A 17,462-nucleotide genomic window follows, 5' to 3' on the forward strand; every position below is an offset into this window, starting at 1 on the left:
GATGTCCATGGGGGACACGCAGGCGGAGAAGGACGCGGGCGCCGCGGTACCGGCAGAGGCGCTTCAGGCGCTGCGCTCGTACTTCGGCTACGACTCGTTCCGCCCGGGGCAGGCGCCGCTCGTCTCCGCGATCCTCTCCGGCAGGGACGCGCTCGGCGTGATGCCGACGGGCGCCGGCAAGTCGGTCTGCTACCAGGTGCCCGCCTTCGTGATGGGGGGCCTCACCCTGGTCGTGAGCCCGCTCGTCTCGCTCATGGGCGACCAGGTCCGCGCGCTCAAGGCGGCGGGCGCGCGCCCGAGCTACCTCAACTCCACGCTCACGCCCGGCCAGCAGCGCACGGTCCTGCGGCGCGCCGCGGAGGGTTGGTACCAGATCATGTACGTGGCGCCCGAGAGGCTCGAGGACGAGCGCTTCCTCGAGTTCGCGCGGGCGGCGGCCTCGCCCGGCGGCGTGGGCATCCCCCTCGTCGCCGTCGACGAGGCGCACTGCGTGAGCCAGTGGGGACAGGACTTCCGCCCCTCCTACCTCGGCATCGCGGACTTCGTGGCCAAGCTCCCCCACCGCCCGGTCATGGCCGCGTTCACGGCGACCGCGACCGGGCGCGTCCGGGACGACATCGAGGAGATGCTGCGCCTCCGCTCCCCCGAGGTCGTGGTCACGGGCTTCGACCGGCCCAACCTCTACTTCGGCGTCGAGGAGGTGCCGGACGCGCGCAAGGGCGAGAGGATTCTCTCCTTCGTGCGCGAGCACGCCGGCGAGAGCGGCATCGTGTACTGCGCCACGCGCAAGGCCACCGACGAGCTCGCGGCCTTCCTCGGCGAGGGGCTCGCGGCGGACGCGGGCGGCGCGGGCGCGGGCCACGTCCCCGTGGTGGGCCGCTACCACGCCGGCATGCCGCTCGAGGAGCGCAGGCGCAACCGCGACGCCTTCGTCGAGGACCGCATCGACGTGATGGTCGCGACCAACGCCTTCGGCATGGGGATCGACAAGCCCAACGTCCGCTACGTGGTCCACAACAACGCGCCGGAGAGCATCGAGGCCTACTACCAGGAGGCGGGCCGCGCGGGCCGCGACGGCGACGCCGCCACCTGCCTGCTCCTTTGGAGCGGGAACGACTTCCGCTTGCGCAGGTTCCTGATAGACCGCACGCCCGCAGACGAGCGCCTCGCGCCCGACCAGCGCGAGTTCGGCGTCCGCAACCGCTACCGCCTGCTCGACCAGATGCAGGGCTACTGCGAGACAACCGGCTGCCTGCGCGCCTACATCCTGCACTACTTCGGCGACGATGCGGCGGGTGCCGGCCGCGGGGCCGGAGGCGCCGGCGCCTTCGGCGGCGGGGGCTGCGGCAGGTGCTCCAACTGCCTCACCGAGTTCGCGGTGGAGGACGTGAGCGGCCCGGCCCTCTCCGCCCTGAGGTTCGTCTCCGAGACCGGCGGGCGCTTCGGCAAGTCGCTCGTCGCCGACGCGCTGCACGGGAGCGCGTCCGAGCGCGTCCGCCAGTGGCGCCTCGACGAGGCCGCCGACTACGGGGCGCTCGCCGACGTCCCCGTGGGCCGGATCAAGGACGTGATCGGCCAGCTCGTCGGCCGCGGCTACCTCGAGCAGGGCCAGGGGCGCTTCCCGGTGCTCTCGCTCGGGCCCCGCGCTGCAGAGGCGCTCGACGACCCCGCGGGCTTCTCGTTCTCCCTCAAGCGGCGCGAGCGGAGAGCCGCGCTGCTCAGGCGCCGCGCCACGGACCTGCTGCGCTCCGAGGGCGGAAGTCGCGGCACCCGGGCGGAGCGCCCCGGCGACGACGCCGACCTCTTCGAGCGCCTGCGGACCCTGAGGATGGACCTCGCGTGCGAGCGCGGCTGGGCGCCCTACATGGTCTGCTCCGACAAGACCTTGCGCGACCTCTGCCGCAGGCGCCCGCACTCGACCGACGAGCTCCTCGAGATTCAGGGCATCGGCGAGAAGAAGGCCTCGAGCTTCGGCGACGCGCTGCTGTCCGCGATCGCTGCCTTCGAGGCCGAGAAGGGCTAGGGGCCAGGGGCCTGCCAGGCGCGCTGCGCTCGGCGGAGCGCGGCCGGCCACCAGGGCCGAGAAGGGCCGGCGCCCGCACATAGGCAAGAGGGCGCCCGCCGCAAAGCGACGGACGCCCTCCCTGATCGAGCTCGATACGCTCTACCTGGCGCTACTCGGCGGCAGGAGCGGCCTCCTCGGCGGGAGCCTCCTCGGCAGCGGGAGCCTCCTCGGCGGCCTCGGCAGCCTTGGCGGCCTTCGCAGCCTCAGCCTCGGCCTTCTTGGCGAACTCGGCGGCGCGCTTGGCCTTGGCAGCGGCCTTGGCCTCCTTGGCAGCCTTCCTCGCGGCCTCGGCCTCGGCGGCCTTCGCGGCCTTGGCGGCCTTGGCCTCCTGGGCCTTCTTGAGCTGGTTGGCGGCGGCGCCACCGAACTTGTCGGAGAAGCGCTGGACGCGACCACCGGTGTCGATGAGCTTCTGCTGGCCGGTGTAGAACGGGTGGCACTTGTCGCAGAGGTCGATCGTCATCTCGGACTTGGTGGAGCGGGTAACCCACGTGTTGCCGCAGGTGCAGCGCACCGTGCACATCACGTAGTCGGGATGGATGCCGTTCTTCATGCTGGACTCCTTCGAAAGGCCTGGTTTCCGACCAGGCGAGGGGCTGGAACGCCTGCCGCCCCGGCGATGTGGCCTCGCCGGACAAAGCGAACAAGCTGTACAAGTATAGCGCACTGCTCCCGGGTGCCGCTCGTCCACACAGCCTACATACGCGCGCGGCGGCGCGACCGGACCCGGGCGCCGGCGCCCGCCGGCACCCGTCGCTGCTCGCTGGGCCAAAAGCGGCTCGTTGCCTCGCTAGCCGAGCGTCACGTACTCCCCGACCTCCTCGGTCAGGGGGTCGACCGTCGGCGCGTCGAGCGGCTGGGCGAGCGCCCGCGCGTCCGCCTCGAGGTCGCGCAGCCACTCCTCCCGCGTCGGCGCGGGACCCGCGTCGGGCGCGCCGAACAGGAACGCGCGGATGCGCGGCAGCTCGCGGACGCCCTGGTCGTACCCGAGCAGGTAGGCATCGCGCAAGAGGCCGGCGTCCTGCGTCGTCGACCTGACCGGCATCAGCTCCGGCCGGATGATCAGCGCGCGTCCCTGGCGCTCGAGGTCGAGCATGTGCTCGAGCGCGATGTTGTAGCGCGCCCAGCGGTCGAGCAGGGCCTGCGCCAGCACCGGGTAGCGGACCCGCGCCCGCTCGAGCAGCTGGCGGTAGGCGCCGACCGGCGCGGTCTTGCGGTAGCCGAACGGCCTCGTCGCGACGAACAGGAACTTCTCGTACCCGTCCCTCTCGGCCATGACCGTGGGGATGCCCGCGCCCTCGCCCAGGCCGCCGTCGAACATGCGGTGCCCGCCAAGCGAGACGGGGTGCATGAAGCCAGGCAGGGTCGAGCTCATGCGCACGTAGGTGGCCATGGTCTCGGCGTCCGTGCAGTCGCGCTTGTGGAACACGACCGTCTCCCCGGTAGCGCCGTCGAAGCTCTGGAAGGCCACCTCGGCGGGGTTTCGGGAGAAGGTCTCCCAGTCGAAGGGCAGGTAGCCGTCCTCGATGCAGCCGGTGTAGTCGTACTCGGCGTCGAAGTAGCCCTTCCCGCGCAGGATGCTGCGCAGCCCGCCCTTGTCGGGCAGCGTCGCGAAGTCTATGAAGCTGCGGCGCACGCGGACGCGGTCGCGCGACACGTAGTCGACCGTGTGGCTCGCACCGGCGGACAGGCCGCAGACGTAGTCGAAGTAGATGTGCTGGTCGAGAAGGACGTTCACGATGCCGGCCGTGTAGCTCGCCCTGAAGCCGCCACCCTCGAAGACGAGGGCGCAGTCGTGCACGTTGGTGGCGAGGGGCGCCGCCGCGCCCCCGGTCGCGCCAGCCGTGGGCGCCGTCGGGGCGGATCCGGTTGTAGATGCGGTCTCTGCGGTCATGGCTCTGCCTTCCGTCCTCGGACCCCAGGCGCGCAGGCGCCGCCACCGCTCGCGGCGGGGGCAGGGGGTGCTAGAGTCCAGTCTAGGAAATGGTAGTTGAGTTGTCGGCAATCGTAGCGGAACGAGGTCGCAGAATGGCGAAAACTATCAAAGACCCCGCCGAGGCGGCAGCGGAGCTCAAGCGGCTGTTCGGTGAGGCGACAAGCGCGGTCTTCTTCGGCGGCGCGGGCGTATCGACGGCGAGCGGGATCCCGGACTTCCGGAGCCCCTCGGGCCTGTACCACCAGCGCGGCTACAAGTACCCGCCCGAGACCATGCTCTCCCACGGCTTCTACGAGACGCACCGCGAGGAGTTCTTCGACTTCTACCGCAACGTCATGTGCGCGCCCGACGCCAGGCCCAACCAGTGCCACCTCAAGCTCGCCGAGCTCGAGCGCGAGGGCAGGCTCCTCTCCGTCGTGACCCAGAACATCGACGGCCTGCACCAGGCCGCCGGCTCGAGGCGCGTCTGGGAGCTGCACGGCTCCACGCACCGCAACGTCTGCCAGCGCTGCGGCAGGGTCTTCTCGCAGGAGTGGGTCCTCGCCACCAGCGGCGAGCCGCGCTGCGACGCCTGCGGCGGCCCCGTCAAGCCTGACGTGGTCCTCTACGAGGAGAGCCTCGACCAGTCGGTCATCGAGGGTGCGGTGCGCGACATCGCCAGCTGCGACCTCCTCGTCGTCGGGGGGACCTCGCTCGTGGTCTACCCCGCGGCGGGCCTCATCGACTACTTCCGCGGCGACAGGCTCGTGATCTGCAACCTCGAGCCCACGAGCGGCGACGCGCGGGCCGACGTCGTCTGCGCCTGCGACATCGCGAAGGCCTTCGACTTCTAGCACCCGCCGGGCGCAGGGGCCGGGCGCCTCCCGCCGTGTGCGTCCGCACCTCCTCCCACCTGCGCCTGCACTCCTGCGCAGGCCCCGAGGGACGCAAACCGCTACAATTGGTGAGCGTGTATGCACCCCCGCGCGCCATCGCCCGCGGGTGCGGTCGTCTGGAGGGACCCGGGATGCTTCGAGAGAACTACTACGACTGGCTGTGCGGAGCGCACCACGTTTCGCTCACGAGGCCGCGCGTCATGGGCGTCCTCAACGTCACGCCGGACTCCTTCTCGGACGGCGGCTCGTACGTGGACGCGGACGCCGCGATCGCCCACGGCATGGACATGCTCGACCAGGGCGCGGACATCATCGACGTCGGTGGCGAGTCCACCCGGCCCGGCTTCAGCCCCGTCTCCCCCGAGGAGGAGGCCCGCCGCGTCGTCCCCGTGGTCGCCGCCCTGGCCGAGGTGGGCGCGATCGTCTCCATCGACACGCGCCACGCCCCCGTCGCCCGCGCCTGCCTCGAGGCGGGCGCCTCGATCGTGAACGACGTCGAGGGCTTCACGGACCCCGAGATGGTCCAGGTCGCCTGCGAGTACGACTGCGGCGTCGTCGTCATGCACTGGAACCAGACCACGGGCGCGGGCTCGCGCCGCTTCGTGACGCTCGACCCCACCCGCCCCGCGCAGGCTCGCCTCATGGCCCCCAGCAACCGGCGCTTCACCCTCCCGGAGGAGGCGCCGATCATGCGCGAGGTCATGGGCTTCCTGGGCGACCAGGCCCGCAAGCTCATGCGCGCCGGCGTCTCCCACGACCGGATCTGCATCGACCCCGGCCCGGGCTTCGACAAGACGACCGACACGGACGTGGTGATCCAGCGCAACACGCACAAGCTCGTCTCCATGGGCTACCCCGTGCTCTGCGCCGTCTCGCGCAAGCGCTTCGTCGGGGCCCTCTCCGGCGTGACGAGCGCCCCCGAGCGCGACGCCGCCACGGCCGGCGTGGTGCTCTCCGCCATCGAGTCCGGCGCGCGCATCGTCCGCGTGCACAACGTGGCTCTGGCCGCGCAGGTGATCGACACCTACTGGGCCTGCAGCCACAAGGACCCGCGCCAGGGCTTCGTCTCGCTCGGCTCCAACGTCGGCGACCGCCTGGGCTACCTCGCCCGCGCGGCCAAGCTCATCGACGAGCTGCCGCTCACCTGCGTCGTCGCCGTCAGCCACGCCTACGAGACCGAACCCGCCTACGGCATCGCCACGCCGGTGGCCAACGCCGTCGCGGAGATCCGCACCGAGCTCGCCCCCCTCGTGCTCATTGACAAGCTCCTCGAGATCGAGGAGCGCGAGGGCCGCGTGCGCCACGAGGGCGAGGAGGGCCACGGCCCGCGCACCGTCGACTGCGACCTCTGCTGGCTCGAGGGCGAGGAGCACGCCGGCCGCCACCTGACGCTGCCGCACCCCGGCCTCGGCGAGCGCGACTACGTGCTCGTCCCCATGGAGGACCTCATGAGCGACCCGGAGCGCTTCCTCGCGCACGCCGGCGTCGAGGTCAAGCCGTTCGAGGAGCGCGTGGGCAAGGTGCTCGCCGACCTCGGCCCCGTCGACTGGCGCTAGCGTGCCCGGCCAGGGGGAGGGGCTCCCCACCATCACCCTAAACAGCGACCCCGCCTCCGCGCTCCCCGCGGAGGCCCTGGCAGACGCCGCCTACGCGCTCGCGCCGGAGGGCACCTGCACGGCCTTGGCCGAGAAGGACCGGCTGCTCGTGGCCGTCCTGGCGAGGCCAAAGGTCCCGATGGGGCACCTGGTCGCGGCCGCGCCCGTCGCCGCGCTCGGCGCCGCGGACGCGCTCGAGGCCCTCGGGGCGGACGTCTCCGCCTTCGGAATCGGCTGGCCCCACGACCTCGTCCTCGCCGGCGGCGCAGACGTCGTCTGCCGCGTCTCCGCCAAGGCCGGCTACGCGGAGGGGACCTTCGTGGTCCTCTCGCTCGACCTCGACCTCCACGCGCTCGCCGCCCTTCTCGGCGAGGACGCGACCGCAGGGCCCGACGCCGTCGCGGGCACGCTGAGGGACGCCGTCTGCTCCCGCATGGACGCCTGGGCCACCTCGGTCGCAGGCGAGGGCGCGAGGGTCGCCCCGTGGGCGAGCTTCCTGCCGGAGTACTTCGACCGCGTGGCGCTCATGGGAAGGCCGGTCGACGTCCGCTACCCCAACGGCAGCGTGTACGCGCGCGGCTACTTCGTCGGCGTCGACATCTGGGGCCGCGCGACCGTGCGCACGAGGCGCGCCGGCGACATCGAGTTCCCCGCCGAGCGCTTCGGCATCTCCCCCCAGTCCGACCAGGAGTAGCGCGAGCGGCCTGCGCCGTCGCGGCGCGCGGGCGCCTGGGGGCTAGCGCGCCCCGCCCTCGGCCAGCCAGATCAGCCTGATGCCGCGCAGGGTGAGGTCGTCGTCGACGGCGTCGAAGAGCTCCGTCGCGCGGGCCACGGTCCTGGCCAGGCCACCGGTGCCCACCACCTTGGCCCCCTCGATCGAGAGCTCCGCCTTGATGCGCGCGACCAGGCCCTCCGCCTGCGCCGCCGCACCCACGACCAGGCCCGACTGCACCGCCTCCGCAGTCGTCGCGCCGAGCGTGCGGCCGGGGGCCTCCACGGGCACGCTCGCGAGCTTGGCCGCCCGCTCGAAGAGGGCGGCCGCGGAGAGCATGAGGCCCGGCGAGATGACGCCGCCGCGGTAGGCGCCCGAGGCGTCCACCACGTCGATGTTGGTCGCCGTCCCGAAGTCGACGACGATGACCGGGTCGCCGTAGGCCTCGCGCGCGGCGACGGCGTTGGCGACGCGGTCCGCGCCGAGGGTCGTCGGGTCGGGCATGTCCACGCGCATGCCCGCGGTCGTGCCCGGGCCCACGAGCAGCGGCGCCGAGCCGAGAAGGCGCTCGAGGCAGCGCGACCACGCCCTGCTCAGCACGGGGACGACGCTCGCCACGCCGGCGTCCGTGACGTCCGCGCGCCCGAAGCCGTCCATCGCCAGGAAGCCGAGGATCTTCTCGCGCAGCTCGTCGGCCGTGTCCGTGCGGCCCGTCGCCATCCTCCAGCCGTGGCGGAAGGCGCCCTCGGCGTCGTAGAGGCCGATGGTCGTCTGGGTGTTGCCCACGTCGATGGCAAGAAACATGCGAGCCTCCCCGCGCTCGTCGGTCAGAGGGCCCCACGGGCCAACAGCTATACTACTGTTTCGCGCTCGCGCGAGGCGGCGCGGGGCGCTGCCGGCCACGGGCCGGGCGGGCGCCGGAAGGGACGTCTAGACCACGGGGCGCGGCCCCGAGGATGCGAGGTTCGATGACCACCGAGGATGCGGCCGGCGAGACGCTGGCCACGGCAGGCGCAAAGGGCGGCGTCGCGGGTGCGGCGCGCGAGCTCAGGCTCGTCTCCTGGAACGTGAACGGCCTGCGCGCCGTGATGAAGAAGACCCCGAGCTTCGTCGACGTGGTCTCAGAGACGGACGCCGACGTCTTCGCCATCCAGGAGACCAAGCTCCAGGAGGACCAGGCCGCCAAGCTCGGCCTCGAGGAGACGCTGCCCGGCTACGTGCAGACGTGGAGCTACGCCGAGCGCAAGGGCTACTCCGGCACCGCGGTCTTCAGCCGCGAGGAGCCGCTGCAGGTCGTGCGCGAGACGGGCTGCGAGTTCGCAGACGACGAGGGCCGCGTGTGCGCGCTCGAGTTCGGCAGCTACTGGTTCGTGAACGTCTACACGCCCAACGCCAAGCAGGGCCTGCTCAGGCTCGACGAGCGCCAGGTCTGGGACGCGCGCTTCCGCGACTTCCTCAAGGAGCTCGAGCGCGACAAGCCGGTCGTGACCTGCGGCGACTTCAACGTCGCGCACGAGGAGATCGACCTCAAGAACCCCAAGAGCAACCGCGGCAACGCGGGCTTCTCCGACGAGGAGCGCGCCGACTTCACGCAGCTCCTGGACGCGGGCTTCACCGACACCTTCCGCAGCCGCCACCCCGGCCTCGAGGGCGCCTACAGCTGGTGGAGCTACCGCTTCCACGCGCGCGAGAAGAACGCGGGTTGGCGAATCGACTACTTCCTCGTGTCGGACTCGATCGCCGACCGCGTGCGGGGGGCCTCGATCCTCTCCGAGGTCTTCGGATCGGACCACTGCCCCGTCGAGCTCGCGATCGAGCTCTAGCCGGGCCGGCGGCCGGCGCCGGCGCGGCGGGCGCCGGCCCGGCAGGCGCTAGGCCCCGTAGCTCTCCTTGAGCTTGCGCCAGGCGGGCATGGAGCCGACGATCGTGTCGAAGCTCACGCAGTAGCCCACGCGCACCCAGCCGTGGCAGCCGAAGGAGTCGGACGGCACGGGCAGCAGCTCCAGCGAGCGGGCGCGCTCGAAGAACGCGTTCTCGTCGGGCTCGAGCGCCTTGACCCACAGGTAGAAGGCGCCCTGGGGCTCCACGTACTCGTAGCCCAGCTCGGAGAGGCCGTCGGTCAGGGCCTTGCGGTTCCTCTCGTAGGCGGCGATGTCGGTCGGCTCGTCCACGCAGTCGACCAGCACGCGCTGGAAGAGCGCCGGCGCGCAGACGAAGCCGAGCTTGCGGCCAGCCCCCGCGACGGCGAAGACGAGGTCGTCGTGGTCGGGGTTGGTGTTGGGCACGAGCACCCAGCCGATGCGCTCGCCCGGCAGGCTCAGCGACTTGGAGTAGCTGTAGCAGACGATGGTCGCGTCGTAGATCGAGGGCACCCACGGCACCTCGACACCGGCGTAGGCGATCTCCCGGTACGGCTCGTCGGAGATCAGGTAGACGGGGTGGCCGAACTCACGGGACTTCTCGCGCAGGACGGCCGCCAGCTCCTCCAGGTTCTGGCGCGAGTAGACCGAGCCCACGGGGTTGTTGGGCGAGTTCACGAGGACCGCGACGGTACGCTCGTTGATCGCCTGCGCCATCGCGGCGACGTCGATCTGGAAGGTGTCCGCGTCGGCCATGACCTCGACGCAGCGTGCCCCCGCGTTCTCGATGAAGACCTTGTACTCGGGGAAGTACGGCGCCACGACGCAGACCTCCTGGCCGGCGCCGCGCTCGACGATGGCGTTGAAGGTGATGGAGAGCGCCGCAGCCGCGCCGCAGGTCAGGTAGAGGTCGGCGGGCGAGTAGGACGTGTGGAACCGGCGGTTCAGGCTGTCCGCGACGGCCTTGCGCGCCACGGGCAGGCCCGCGGCGGGGGTGTAGCCGTGCAGCTCGACCGGCGACAGGTCGAGGGCGCGCTCGATCGAGGAGCGCACGGCCATGGGGGCCGGGACGTTGGGGTTGCCGAGCGAGAAGTCGAAGACCTTGTCCGCGCCGATCTCAGCCTTGCGGGCCGCGCCCCAGGCCGCGATCTCACGGATCGAACTCTTGGAGGCGCCGTAGGCGTAGCTTTCCTTGTTGATGCTCATGCTCATCTCCTTGTCACGAGCGCCCGGCGAGGCCGCGCTGCGAAGTCGCAGGCAGGCCCGCGGGCGTCCAGTCGCATCCATGGTATCCCGCACGCGACCGCGCCAGGGCACGCGCGCGAGAGTGGAAACAAACGTCGCGCGGCGCAGGCGAGAGGGGCCTCGCGTCCCTACTCCCCCAGGACGGCGACGGCCCCCGGCCACAGGCGCCCGGCCGCAAGCTCGTCCCACTCGGGCGCGTCCAGCCGCACCTCCCTCACCGGCACGCCCTCGGCGTCCGCCCACGCGCAGAGCTCGCGGCGGGCGGCCTCGAAGGCGCCCGCGAGGGCGTCTGCGCGCTTGCCCCTCGTGGCCACCGCGCCACGGTCGAGCAAGGCGTAGCGCAGCTCGCCGAAGCCGAGCACGACGCCGGCGCGCGCGGACGTCGAGCCGTCGGACACGAGAAGGACCTCGCGCGGCGCGTCCAGCGCGGGCAGGTGAGCGACCTCGGCCCCGAGGCGCTCGGAGAGGGTCTCGAAGACGGGCAGCGCGCGGGCCGCGTCCTCGGAGGCGTCCAGGCGCGCGGCGCTCAGGCCGAGGGCGGCGCAGAGGTGGTCCAGGTAGGCGAAGCCGGGAACGGCCTCGCCGTTGAGGTAGCGCTGCAGCCCCTCGACGGACTCGTCGCCCGCGGCGCGTGCCAGGCGGGCGGCCGTGACGGTGGGATCGCTCGCGGCGATGAGGTCCACCGCCTCGTAGAGCCGCTCGGCGTAGGTCGACGCGTAGTCGAGAAGCCCGCGCTCGCTCGGGCGCCTGCGCTCGCGGCGGCTGGCCACGACGCTCTGCGCCAGCCCCTCGCGCACCTCCCGCTCGCGCGGCCCCAGCGCCTCCACGAGCGCCGCGAGGGCGGGGAGCTCGGGCGCGGCCCCAGGGGCCGCCGCTGCGCAGACGGGCGTCGGGGCAGCGGCGGATTCGGGGGTCACGGCCCCGGCGGGAGCCGCGTCCGCGGACGGCGACGTCGGGACCGCGGGCGCGGGCGCGGGCGTGGCAGCTGCGGCCTCCGCGTCCTTCTCGGCCGCGTCCCTCCGCTCGAGGGGGACCGCCGCGGCGAAGGCGTCGTCGAACTCCTCGACCGGCTCGTCTGCGGCGGGTATCGCCATTGCCGCGAGCTTGGCCTCGCGCTCGGCGCGCGCCCGCTCGGCGGCGGCGCGGTCCGCCATGGCGCGTTCGACGGCCGCCTGGTCCACGCTCTTGCGCCGGGCCTCCGCGAGGCGCTCCTGGGCGGCGGACTTGGCCTGGGCCTTCGCGCTCGCGAGGTCGGCGGCCCTCCTGGCCTCGGCCTGGCGGGCCGCGCGGCGGCGCAGCGCACCCTCGAGCTCGTCGCGCAGCCTGTACTCGCGCATGCCCGCGGCCACCTTGCCGGCCGGCCGCGACAGGGCGAGCACGCCCGACCAGTCGGGGTTGCCGAAGCGGTCCATCGCGGGCGGCTCCACGCCGAGGCGGGCTCCGGCGCGCTCGGCGGCGGAGTTGAGCCAGCGGCGGTAGCGCCCCATGGTGCCGCGGTACCTCACGCTGAGCTGCTGGAAGGTCGCGGGCGACCCGTAGTTGAAGAAGCACTCGAGGACGTTCAGGCCGTCCTCGTCGAAGATCGCGGGGTCCTCGAGCATCTCGCACCAGTCGTCGACGCTCACGTCGAGGGGGTACTCCTCCTCGGTGGGCCGCCAGGTGTAGTCGACCTCCGCCTCCTCCTCGGTCTCCCTCGCCTGCTCCGCGGCCACCTCGTGCGCCCGCCTGTCGTTCCTGATGATTGCCATGCCCCGTCCCTACGTCACGCCTGGCGCCCGCCTGCCCGGCGCGCGCCCTGCCCGGTCTTTCCGCGTACGAGTATACGTTCGCGCTGGTATCAAACGACGCGCATACCTGCCGCTCGTCGGAGTCGGCAAGTGTTTAAATAATCATACGTTATGTAATTAATCGGCATAAGTATGCGAATTCGTTGCCTAATCAAAGGCTAATTTTCATTTATACAGAAATTATGATATTGCTCCGCCGATAGAGAAGCTCCGAAAGTCGCCGGAATTTTGGGTTACAAAGTAGGTGTGGTTGCGTGAAACAGGGATCACGCCTCCATCAGCACGGATGGACGCAAGGAGCCACCTTCCCCTCCGAGCGTCCGGCACGAGGCCCCACCCGCTCAGGCGGGCAGGGCCTCTTGTCTTTCCACGCGTCCTGCCTCCGACCGCCGCCGGCGCCTCGGGCGCCCCGGTCCGGCCGGCTCTCCCGGAGCCGCCCCTAGAGGTGCATCCTCCGCTCGACGTCGCGGATCAGCGGCAGGAAGTTACGCTCGTCCTCGCTGATGGCGAGCTGCTCGTTGAAGAAGTCGATGACCCACTTCGTGGCGATCTGGGAGCCGTAGGTGATGAAGTCGTGCCCAGCGCCCTCGATGACCTTGAGCTGGGGGTCGGGGAAGGCGTCCGCGAGGTGCGCCGCGTCGACGAGCGGGGTCACGGTGTCCTCGGACCCGTGGATGATAAGCGTCCTGCCAGGATAGTGCGAGGCCTTCTCGAGGGGGTCGCGCCAGATCGCCTCGAGGGCGAAGCTGTCGGAGACGAGCGTGCCCTGGTACCTGAAGGCCTTCGGCGCCCTCCTGCCGTCGCCGAACGCCTCGACCATCTCGTCGTGCAGCTGCGCCATGGGGTACATGAGGGCGAGCGAGCGGACCCACGTGGGGTGGTCGCCCGCGAAGGTGATGGCGGCGTTGGCGCCGTTGGCCTCGGCGAGCAGGTAGATGAGGTCGGGGTCGCACCAGCTCTGGAACATCAGGTAGTCGAAGATGGCCTCCAGGTCCTCCTCCTGCGTCTCGAGGCTGAGGTCCTTGGTGTCGCCGCCCGACTCGCCTCCCTCCCGTGCGCCGTAGAAGTCGAAGACGAGCGAGGCGTAGCCGCGCTCGGCCAGGGGGATTGCGTAGTTGATCAGCGAGGTGAACCCGGCGTTCAGCGCGTGCGCGCACACCACGCAGGGAACGCGGTAGGGATGATAGCCCTCCTCGGGGTCCGTCTCGGAGCCGAGGGGCATGTAGAGCATCCCCCTCAGGTAGATGTCCTTTCCGCCGCTCCTACGGTGGATCACGATCTCCTGCTCGGTGCTGGTGAAGCCGGGCGCCCCGTCCACGTGGCTGTCCCGGGGCTGGCTGGGGTCTGTCATGCGCGCTCCTCATCGCTCGGGTCGGTCGGGGGGCTCGCGTGCGAGCCGCCCCGCTCTATCTCAGTATTTCACCTTTTATAAATTCGCACACCCGCGCGACCGCAGCGTCGAGAATGCCGCCGGCAAATCCGTGACCGGCGCCCTCCTGCACCTCGAGGGTCGCCCTGGGGAACGTCCGCGCCGCGCGGCGGGAGTAGGAGAGGTCCACGAGCCCGTCCTGGTCCCCGTGCAGGATGAGGACGTCCCCTCCGAACTCCCCCATCAGCTCGAAGGGGTCGAGGGCGCGCGCGGCGAGGTTGTAGGCCCTGCCGACCTCGACGCCCGCCGGGGTGACGTAGGAGTCCGGGACGTCCGCCGGGTCCGGGTACGCCGCGATGGCGTCGTCGTGGATGCAGAAGGCCGGGTAGAGGAGGGCGAGCGCCTTCACCCGGGCGGGGTTGCGCGCGGCAAAGGCCGCGCAGGCCAGCCCTCCCTGGCTCGCGCCGACGAGCGAGAGGTTGTCCGTGTCGCAGAAGGGCTCCTCGGACATGAGCTGCACCGCGGCGGCGACGTCGAGCGCCTGCGTCTCGACGGTCATGCGCAGGGGGTCGCCGTCCGACCTGCCCCGCGCCGAGCCCGAGAGGTCGAGGCAGTAGGTCACGACGCCGCGTGCGGAGAGCCCCTCCGCGTAGGCGTCCATCCCCTCGTGGCTCGAGCCGATCCCGTGCGCCAGGACCACCGTCGGGAGGGTCAGGTGCGTGAAGGCGGCCTCCTCGGCGCCCGCGGGCAGGCGCAGCACGCCGAAGACCTTGACCTGCTCGCCCGTCTCCGGGTCCTCGCGCAGGCACCACAGGTAGTGCTCGGAGAAGCTCATGTGGGTATCCCTTCCCTTGCTCGAATCGTGAGGGGCCCAGCCGCACGGGCGGTGCGGCCCCCGGGCGTGCCCTCGCCGGGCGCCCCCTCGCGGGCCTAGACGGAGCGCCTGAGGCCCTCCTCGTCCACGTCGAACTCGAAGCTGACCGAGTTGCCCGCGTAGCGCTCGTAGGTGACCTCGACCAGCTCGTTGCCCATGTCGTAGGTGTGGTTGAGAAGGACGAGCAGCGCCGAGCCGGGCTCGGCGCCGAGCAGCTCGGCGATGTGCTCCGAGGCGTTCTCGGCGAACAGCTCGCGGTGCGAGTGGGTCGGCCGCTTGCCGTAGCGCTGGGCGAGGACGTGGTAGAGCGAGTCGCGCGCGAAGTCGTACTCGTCGAGCCCCGGCAGGTCGCTCGCGGGCAGGAAGGTGTCCTGGTGCACGTAGGCCTGCTCGTTGATGCGCCTGATGCGCTCCAGGTGCCAGCACGAGGGGTCGGCGGGGTCGACGAAGGCGGTGTTGGCCAGGAGCGGGTCCATCGTGAGCTCGGCAGGGGTCAGGACCCTCTCGAAGGCCAGCACGCGGGTGGCGGGGTTCTGGCCGGAGATCGCGAGCTCCTCGCGGTAGGAGAAGAGCTTGCCCATGAAGACGCCGTAGTTGGTCGCCCGGACGAAGGTGCCGCGCCCCCGCTCGCGGACGATGAGGCCGTCGTGCACGAGGGCGTCGTAGGCCTGGCGCACGACGATGCGCGAGACGCCCAGCTCCTTGATGAGCTCGTGCTCGGTCGGAAGCTTGGCTCCCGGCATCAGCTCGCCCCTGCGGATCGCCCGCTCGAGGCTGTCGTGCAGCTGCACGTAGAGCGGCGTCCGGGAGGAGCGGTCGATCTTCACGAAGGACCTCGCTGCGCTCTTCGGCATCCCTTGCCCCTTCCCCACCCGCCGAGGCGAGTGCGGCGCCCGCCTCGCGCCCCCGCTCGAGCGGAGGCGATGGGGCGGGCGCCAGTCGGTTACAGACGCCTATTGTAAGGTAGCCGCGAGGTTCACGGGCGCGCGAAGGCCGCGCGGCCTGCCGCGCCCTACGGGCGGGGCGGCCGGCCGCAGGGCGCGTCGGGAGCCGAGGGCCCGTCGGTAGAGCCGGGCGCCGCGGCCGTAGCGGGTCCGGCCGCGGCAGCGCCGTCCTTCTCGCCCGCGGCTGCGCCGTCCTTCTCGCCCGCGGCTGCGCCGTCCTTCTCGCCCGCTGCTGCGCCTGCGGGTGCCGGGGAGGCCTCCTCGGGGTGGGCGGCCACGTACTCGTCCCACCTGTCGTCGAGGAGGGCGTTCACGACCTCGCCCTCCACGGTCTCGCGGTCGAGCAGCACGCTCGCCATGGTGTCCATCTGGGACCTGCGGGCCTCGAGCACGCAGCGCGCGCGGTCGTGGGCCTCGCGCATGATGCGCTCGACCTCGTCGTCGATGCGCTTGGCGGTCTCGGCGGAGTAGTCGTTGTGGTTGGCGTAGTCGCGCCCGAGGAAGACCTCGTGCTGCGCCTCGCCGAAGACCTGGGCGCCCAGCTCCTCGCTCATGCCGAAGCGCGTGACCATCTCGCGCGCGATCTTGGTCGCGCGCTCGAGATCGTTGCTCGCGCCGGTGGTGATGTCGGTGCAGAACAGCTCCTCGGCCGTGCGGCCGCCCAGCAGCACCGCGATCTGGTCGAGCATGCCGTCTCGGGTCTCCAGGAAGTGGTCCTCCTCGGGCAGCTGCATGGTGTAGCCCAGCGCCCTGCCGCGCGAGATGATCGAGATCTTGTGCACGGGGTCGGAGTTCTCCAGGACGTGGCCCACCAGGGCGTGGCCGGACTCGTGGTAGGCGATGGTGACGCGCTCCTTGTCGGTCATCACGCGGCCCTTCTTCTCGGGGCCGGCGATGACGCGCTCCATGGCCTCCTCCACCTCGTCCATGCCGATCCGGTCCTTGTGGCGCCTGGCGGCGAGCAGGGCGGACTCGTTCATGAGGTTTGCGAGGTCCGCGCCGGTGAAGCCGGGGGTGAGCTTGGCGATGCGCTTGAGGTCCACCTCGGGCGCGAGGGGCTTGTTCTCGCTGTGGACCGCCAAGATCCGCTCGCGGCCCTTCACGTCGGGACGGTCGACCGTCACCTGGCGGTCGAAGCGGCCCGGGCGCAGCAGCGCGGGGTCGAGGATGTCGGGGCGGTTGGTCGCGGCGATGAGGATGACGGCGGAGTTGTCCTCGAAGCCGTCCATCTCCACGAGCAGCTGGTTCAGGGTCTGCTCGCGCTCGTCGTGGCCGCCGCCGAGGCCGGCGCCCCTCTGGCGGCCGACGGCGTCGATCTCGTCGATGAAGATGATCGCCGGGGCGGCCTCCTTGGCCTGCTTGAAGAGGTCGCGCACGCGGCTCGCGCCGACGCCGACGAACATCTCGACGAAGTCGGATCCGGAGATGGAGAAGAACGGGACGCCCGCCTCGCCGGCGACCGCCTTGGCGAGCAGCGTCTTGCCCGTGCCCGGCGGGCCCACGAGCAGCACGCCGCGAGGGATCTTGGCGCCCATCTTGAGGTAGCGCTCGGGCTCGCGCAGGAAGTCCCTCACCTCCTTGAGCTCCTCGACCGCCTCGTCGATGCCCGCGACGTCAGAGAACTTGACCTTGGGTCGGGTCTGCTCGGTCGTCTTGGCCTTGGTCTGGCCGAACTGCATGGCGCGCCCGTTCTGGCCCTGGACCTGGTTCATGAAGTAGACGAAGACCGCGAGCAGCAGCAGGGTGGGCACGACCGAGAGGAGGACGGACTCCCAGAGGCTGTTGTCGGAGGCGTCCACCACGAAGCGGACGCCCTCGTGGCTCTGCATCAGCTCGTCGAGGTTGTCCACCCCGGCGTAGGCACTCTTGAACTCCGTCGCCGCGTGGTTGGCGCGGTCCGCGTCCGTGCGGTAGTAGGAGCCCGTGAGGGTGCCGTCGGAGGCGTGGTAGGTGACGTCGGTCACGCGCTCGTCGCGCACCGCCGCCACGAAGTCGCTGGTGGCAAGCGTGTCCACCTGCTTGGCGGTGAACGTGGTCGCCATGGAGTACACGAGGTAGCCGGCGAAGATCGCCACGAGGACCCCGTAGATCACGCCCAGGCGCCGGCGGCGCGGGGACGGGTCGTGCAGGTTGCTGTTATGGTCTGGCAAGGGTCGCTCCCCCATATGTCGGCGGGACGGGTCGGTCCCGCGGCCGCAGGC

General features: G+C 71.5%; 14 protein-coding genes. 5 read left to right on the forward strand and 9 right to left on the reverse strand.

Annotated features, from left to right (window positions below; all coding sequences use genetic code 11):
• Window positions 1-7 precede the first annotated feature (7 nt).
• Complete coding sequence (locus tag VXJ25_RS02980) at window positions 8-2,023, forward strand: RecQ family ATP-dependent DNA helicase (protein ID WP_330957731.1); 2,016 nt, start codon at window positions 8-10, stop codon at window positions 2,021-2,023.
• A gap of 151 nt (window positions 2,024-2,174) precedes the next feature.
• Here the strand turns inward: VXJ25_RS02980 and rpmE are convergent, their stop codons facing one another.
• Window positions 2,175-2,618: a 50S ribosomal protein L31 gene (rpmE, locus tag VXJ25_RS02985; protein ID WP_330957733.1), complete on the reverse strand. Its 444-nt coding sequence runs from the start codon at window positions 2,616-2,618 to the stop codon at window positions 2,175-2,177.
• Window positions 2,619-2,855: 237 nt separating this feature from the next.
• Window positions 2,856-3,959, reverse strand: coding sequence for a patatin-like phospholipase family protein (locus VXJ25_RS02990; RefSeq protein ID WP_330957734.1), 1,104 nt, complete (start codon window positions 3,957-3,959; stop codon window positions 2,856-2,858).
• Between the two features lie 134 nt (window positions 3,960-4,093).
• On the opposite strand from VXJ25_RS02990, the gene VXJ25_RS02995 reads away from it, so the two are divergent.
• The 3 genes from VXJ25_RS02995 (at window position 4,094) to VXJ25_RS03005 (ending at window position 7,165) form a co-directional block, all read left to right on the forward strand.
• Window positions 4,094-4,834 (forward strand): NAD-dependent protein deacylase, encoded by a 741-nt coding sequence (locus tag VXJ25_RS02995; RefSeq protein ID WP_330957735.1) that lies wholly within the window; start codon window positions 4,094-4,096, stop codon window positions 4,832-4,834.
• A gap of 173 nt (window positions 4,835-5,007) precedes the next feature.
• Window positions 5,008-6,432, forward strand: coding sequence for a dihydropteroate synthase (gene folP, locus VXJ25_RS03000; protein ID WP_330957736.1), 1,425 nt, complete (start codon window positions 5,008-5,010; stop codon window positions 6,430-6,432).
• 1 nt (window position 6,433) lies between these two features.
• Window positions 6,434-7,165, forward strand: coding sequence for a hypothetical protein (locus VXJ25_RS03005; RefSeq protein ID WP_330957737.1), 732 nt, complete (start codon window positions 6,434-6,436; stop codon window positions 7,163-7,165).
• A gap of 42 nt (window positions 7,166-7,207) precedes the next feature.
• Here the strand turns inward: VXJ25_RS03005 and VXJ25_RS03010 are convergent, their stop codons facing one another.
• Complete coding sequence (locus VXJ25_RS03010; RefSeq protein ID WP_330957738.1) at window positions 7,208-7,987, reverse strand: type III pantothenate kinase; 780 nt, start codon at window positions 7,985-7,987, stop codon at window positions 7,208-7,210.
• A 164-nt stretch (window positions 7,988-8,151) separates the two neighbouring features.
• Between VXJ25_RS03010 and VXJ25_RS03015 the strand changes: the two genes are divergently transcribed.
• Window positions 8,152-9,006: an exodeoxyribonuclease III gene (locus tag VXJ25_RS03015; protein ID WP_330957739.1), complete on the forward strand. Its 855-nt coding sequence runs from the start codon at window positions 8,152-8,154 to the stop codon at window positions 9,004-9,006.
• A 48-nt stretch (window positions 9,007-9,054) separates the two neighbouring features.
• Here VXJ25_RS03015 and VXJ25_RS03020 read toward each other — a convergent pair whose 3' ends face one another.
• The 6 genes from VXJ25_RS03020 to ftsH all read right to left on the reverse strand — a co-directional run bounded on the left by VXJ25_RS03020 (window position 9,055) and on the right by ftsH (window position 17,411).
• A complete protein-coding gene (locus VXJ25_RS03020) occupies window positions 9,055-10,248 on the reverse strand; it encodes a pyridoxal phosphate-dependent aminotransferase (protein ID WP_330957740.1) in 1,194 nt (397 codons plus the stop codon).
• Window positions 10,249-10,415: 167 nt separating this feature from the next.
• A complete protein-coding gene (locus VXJ25_RS03025; protein ID WP_330957741.1) occupies window positions 10,416-12,035 on the reverse strand; it encodes a hypothetical protein in 1,620 nt (539 codons plus the stop codon).
• 478 nt (window positions 12,036-12,513) lie between these two features.
• A complete protein-coding gene (locus tag VXJ25_RS03030; protein ID WP_330957742.1) occupies window positions 12,514-13,425 on the reverse strand; it encodes an alpha/beta hydrolase in 912 nt (303 codons plus the stop codon).
• Window positions 13,426-13,480: 55 nt separating this feature from the next.
• The gene (locus VXJ25_RS03035) at window positions 13,481-14,278 is read right to left on the reverse strand and encodes an alpha/beta fold hydrolase (RefSeq protein ID WP_330957743.1); all 798 of its coding nucleotides are present in this window, start codon (window positions 14,276-14,278) and stop codon (window positions 13,481-13,483) included.
• A 95-nt stretch (window positions 14,279-14,373) separates the two neighbouring features.
• Window positions 14,374-15,171 (reverse strand): GntR family transcriptional regulator, encoded by a 798-nt coding sequence (locus tag VXJ25_RS03040; RefSeq protein ID WP_330957744.1) that lies wholly within the window; start codon window positions 15,169-15,171, stop codon window positions 14,374-14,376.
• 158 nt (window positions 15,172-15,329) lie between these two features.
• Entirely contained in the window at window positions 15,330-17,411 is a 2,082-nt protein-coding gene (gene ftsH, locus VXJ25_RS03045) for an ATP-dependent zinc metalloprotease FtsH (RefSeq protein ID WP_330957745.1), read from the reverse strand.
• Between the last annotated feature and the right edge of the window lie 51 nt (window positions 17,412-17,462).

Origin of the sequence: Olsenella absiana, assembly GCF_036408855.1 — a bacterium.
Taxonomy (GTDB): Bacteria; Actinomycetota; Coriobacteriia; order Coriobacteriales; family Atopobiaceae; genus Olsenella_K; species Olsenella_K absiana.

Coding starts and splice junctions, on each gene's coding strand:
- VXJ25_RS03020 (WP_330957740.1), bottom strand. CDS start 10,248: ATGAGCATCAACAAGGAAAGCTACGCCTACGGCGCCTCCAAGAGTTCG.
- VXJ25_RS02980 (WP_330957731.1), top strand. CDS start 8: ATGGGGGACACGCAGGCGGAGAAGGACGCGGGCGCCGCGGTACCGGCA.
- VXJ25_RS03040 (WP_330957744.1), bottom strand. CDS start 15,171: ATGCCGAAGAGCGCAGCGAGGTCCTTCGTGAAGATCGACCGCTCCTCC.
- VXJ25_RS02995 (WP_330957735.1), top strand. CDS start 4,094: ATGGCGAAAACTATCAAAGACCCCGCCGAGGCGGCAGCGGAGCTCAAG.
- VXJ25_RS03025 (WP_330957741.1), bottom strand. CDS start 12,035: ATGGCAATCATCAGGAACGACAGGCGGGCGCACGAGGTGGCCGCGGAG.
- VXJ25_RS03035 (WP_330957743.1), bottom strand. CDS start 14,278: ATGAGCTTCTCCGAGCACTACCTGTGGTGCCTGCGCGAGGACCCGGAG.
- VXJ25_RS03015 (WP_330957739.1), top strand. CDS start 8,152: ATGACCACCGAGGATGCGGCCGGCGAGACGCTGGCCACGGCAGGCGCA.
- VXJ25_RS03010 (WP_330957738.1), bottom strand. CDS start 7,987: ATGTTTCTTGCCATCGACGTGGGCAACACCCAGACGACCATCGGCCTC.
- VXJ25_RS03030 (WP_330957742.1), bottom strand. CDS start 13,425: ATGACAGACCCCAGCCAGCCCCGGGACAGCCACGTGGACGGGGCGCCC.
- folP (WP_330957736.1), top strand. CDS start 5,008: ATGCTTCGAGAGAACTACTACGACTGGCTGTGCGGAGCGCACCACGTT.
- VXJ25_RS02990 (WP_330957734.1), bottom strand. CDS start 3,959: ATGACCGCAGAGACCGCATCTACAACCGGATCCGCCCCGACGGCGCCC.
- rpmE (WP_330957733.1), bottom strand. CDS start 2,618: ATGAAGAACGGCATCCATCCCGACTACGTGATGTGCACGGTGCGCTGC.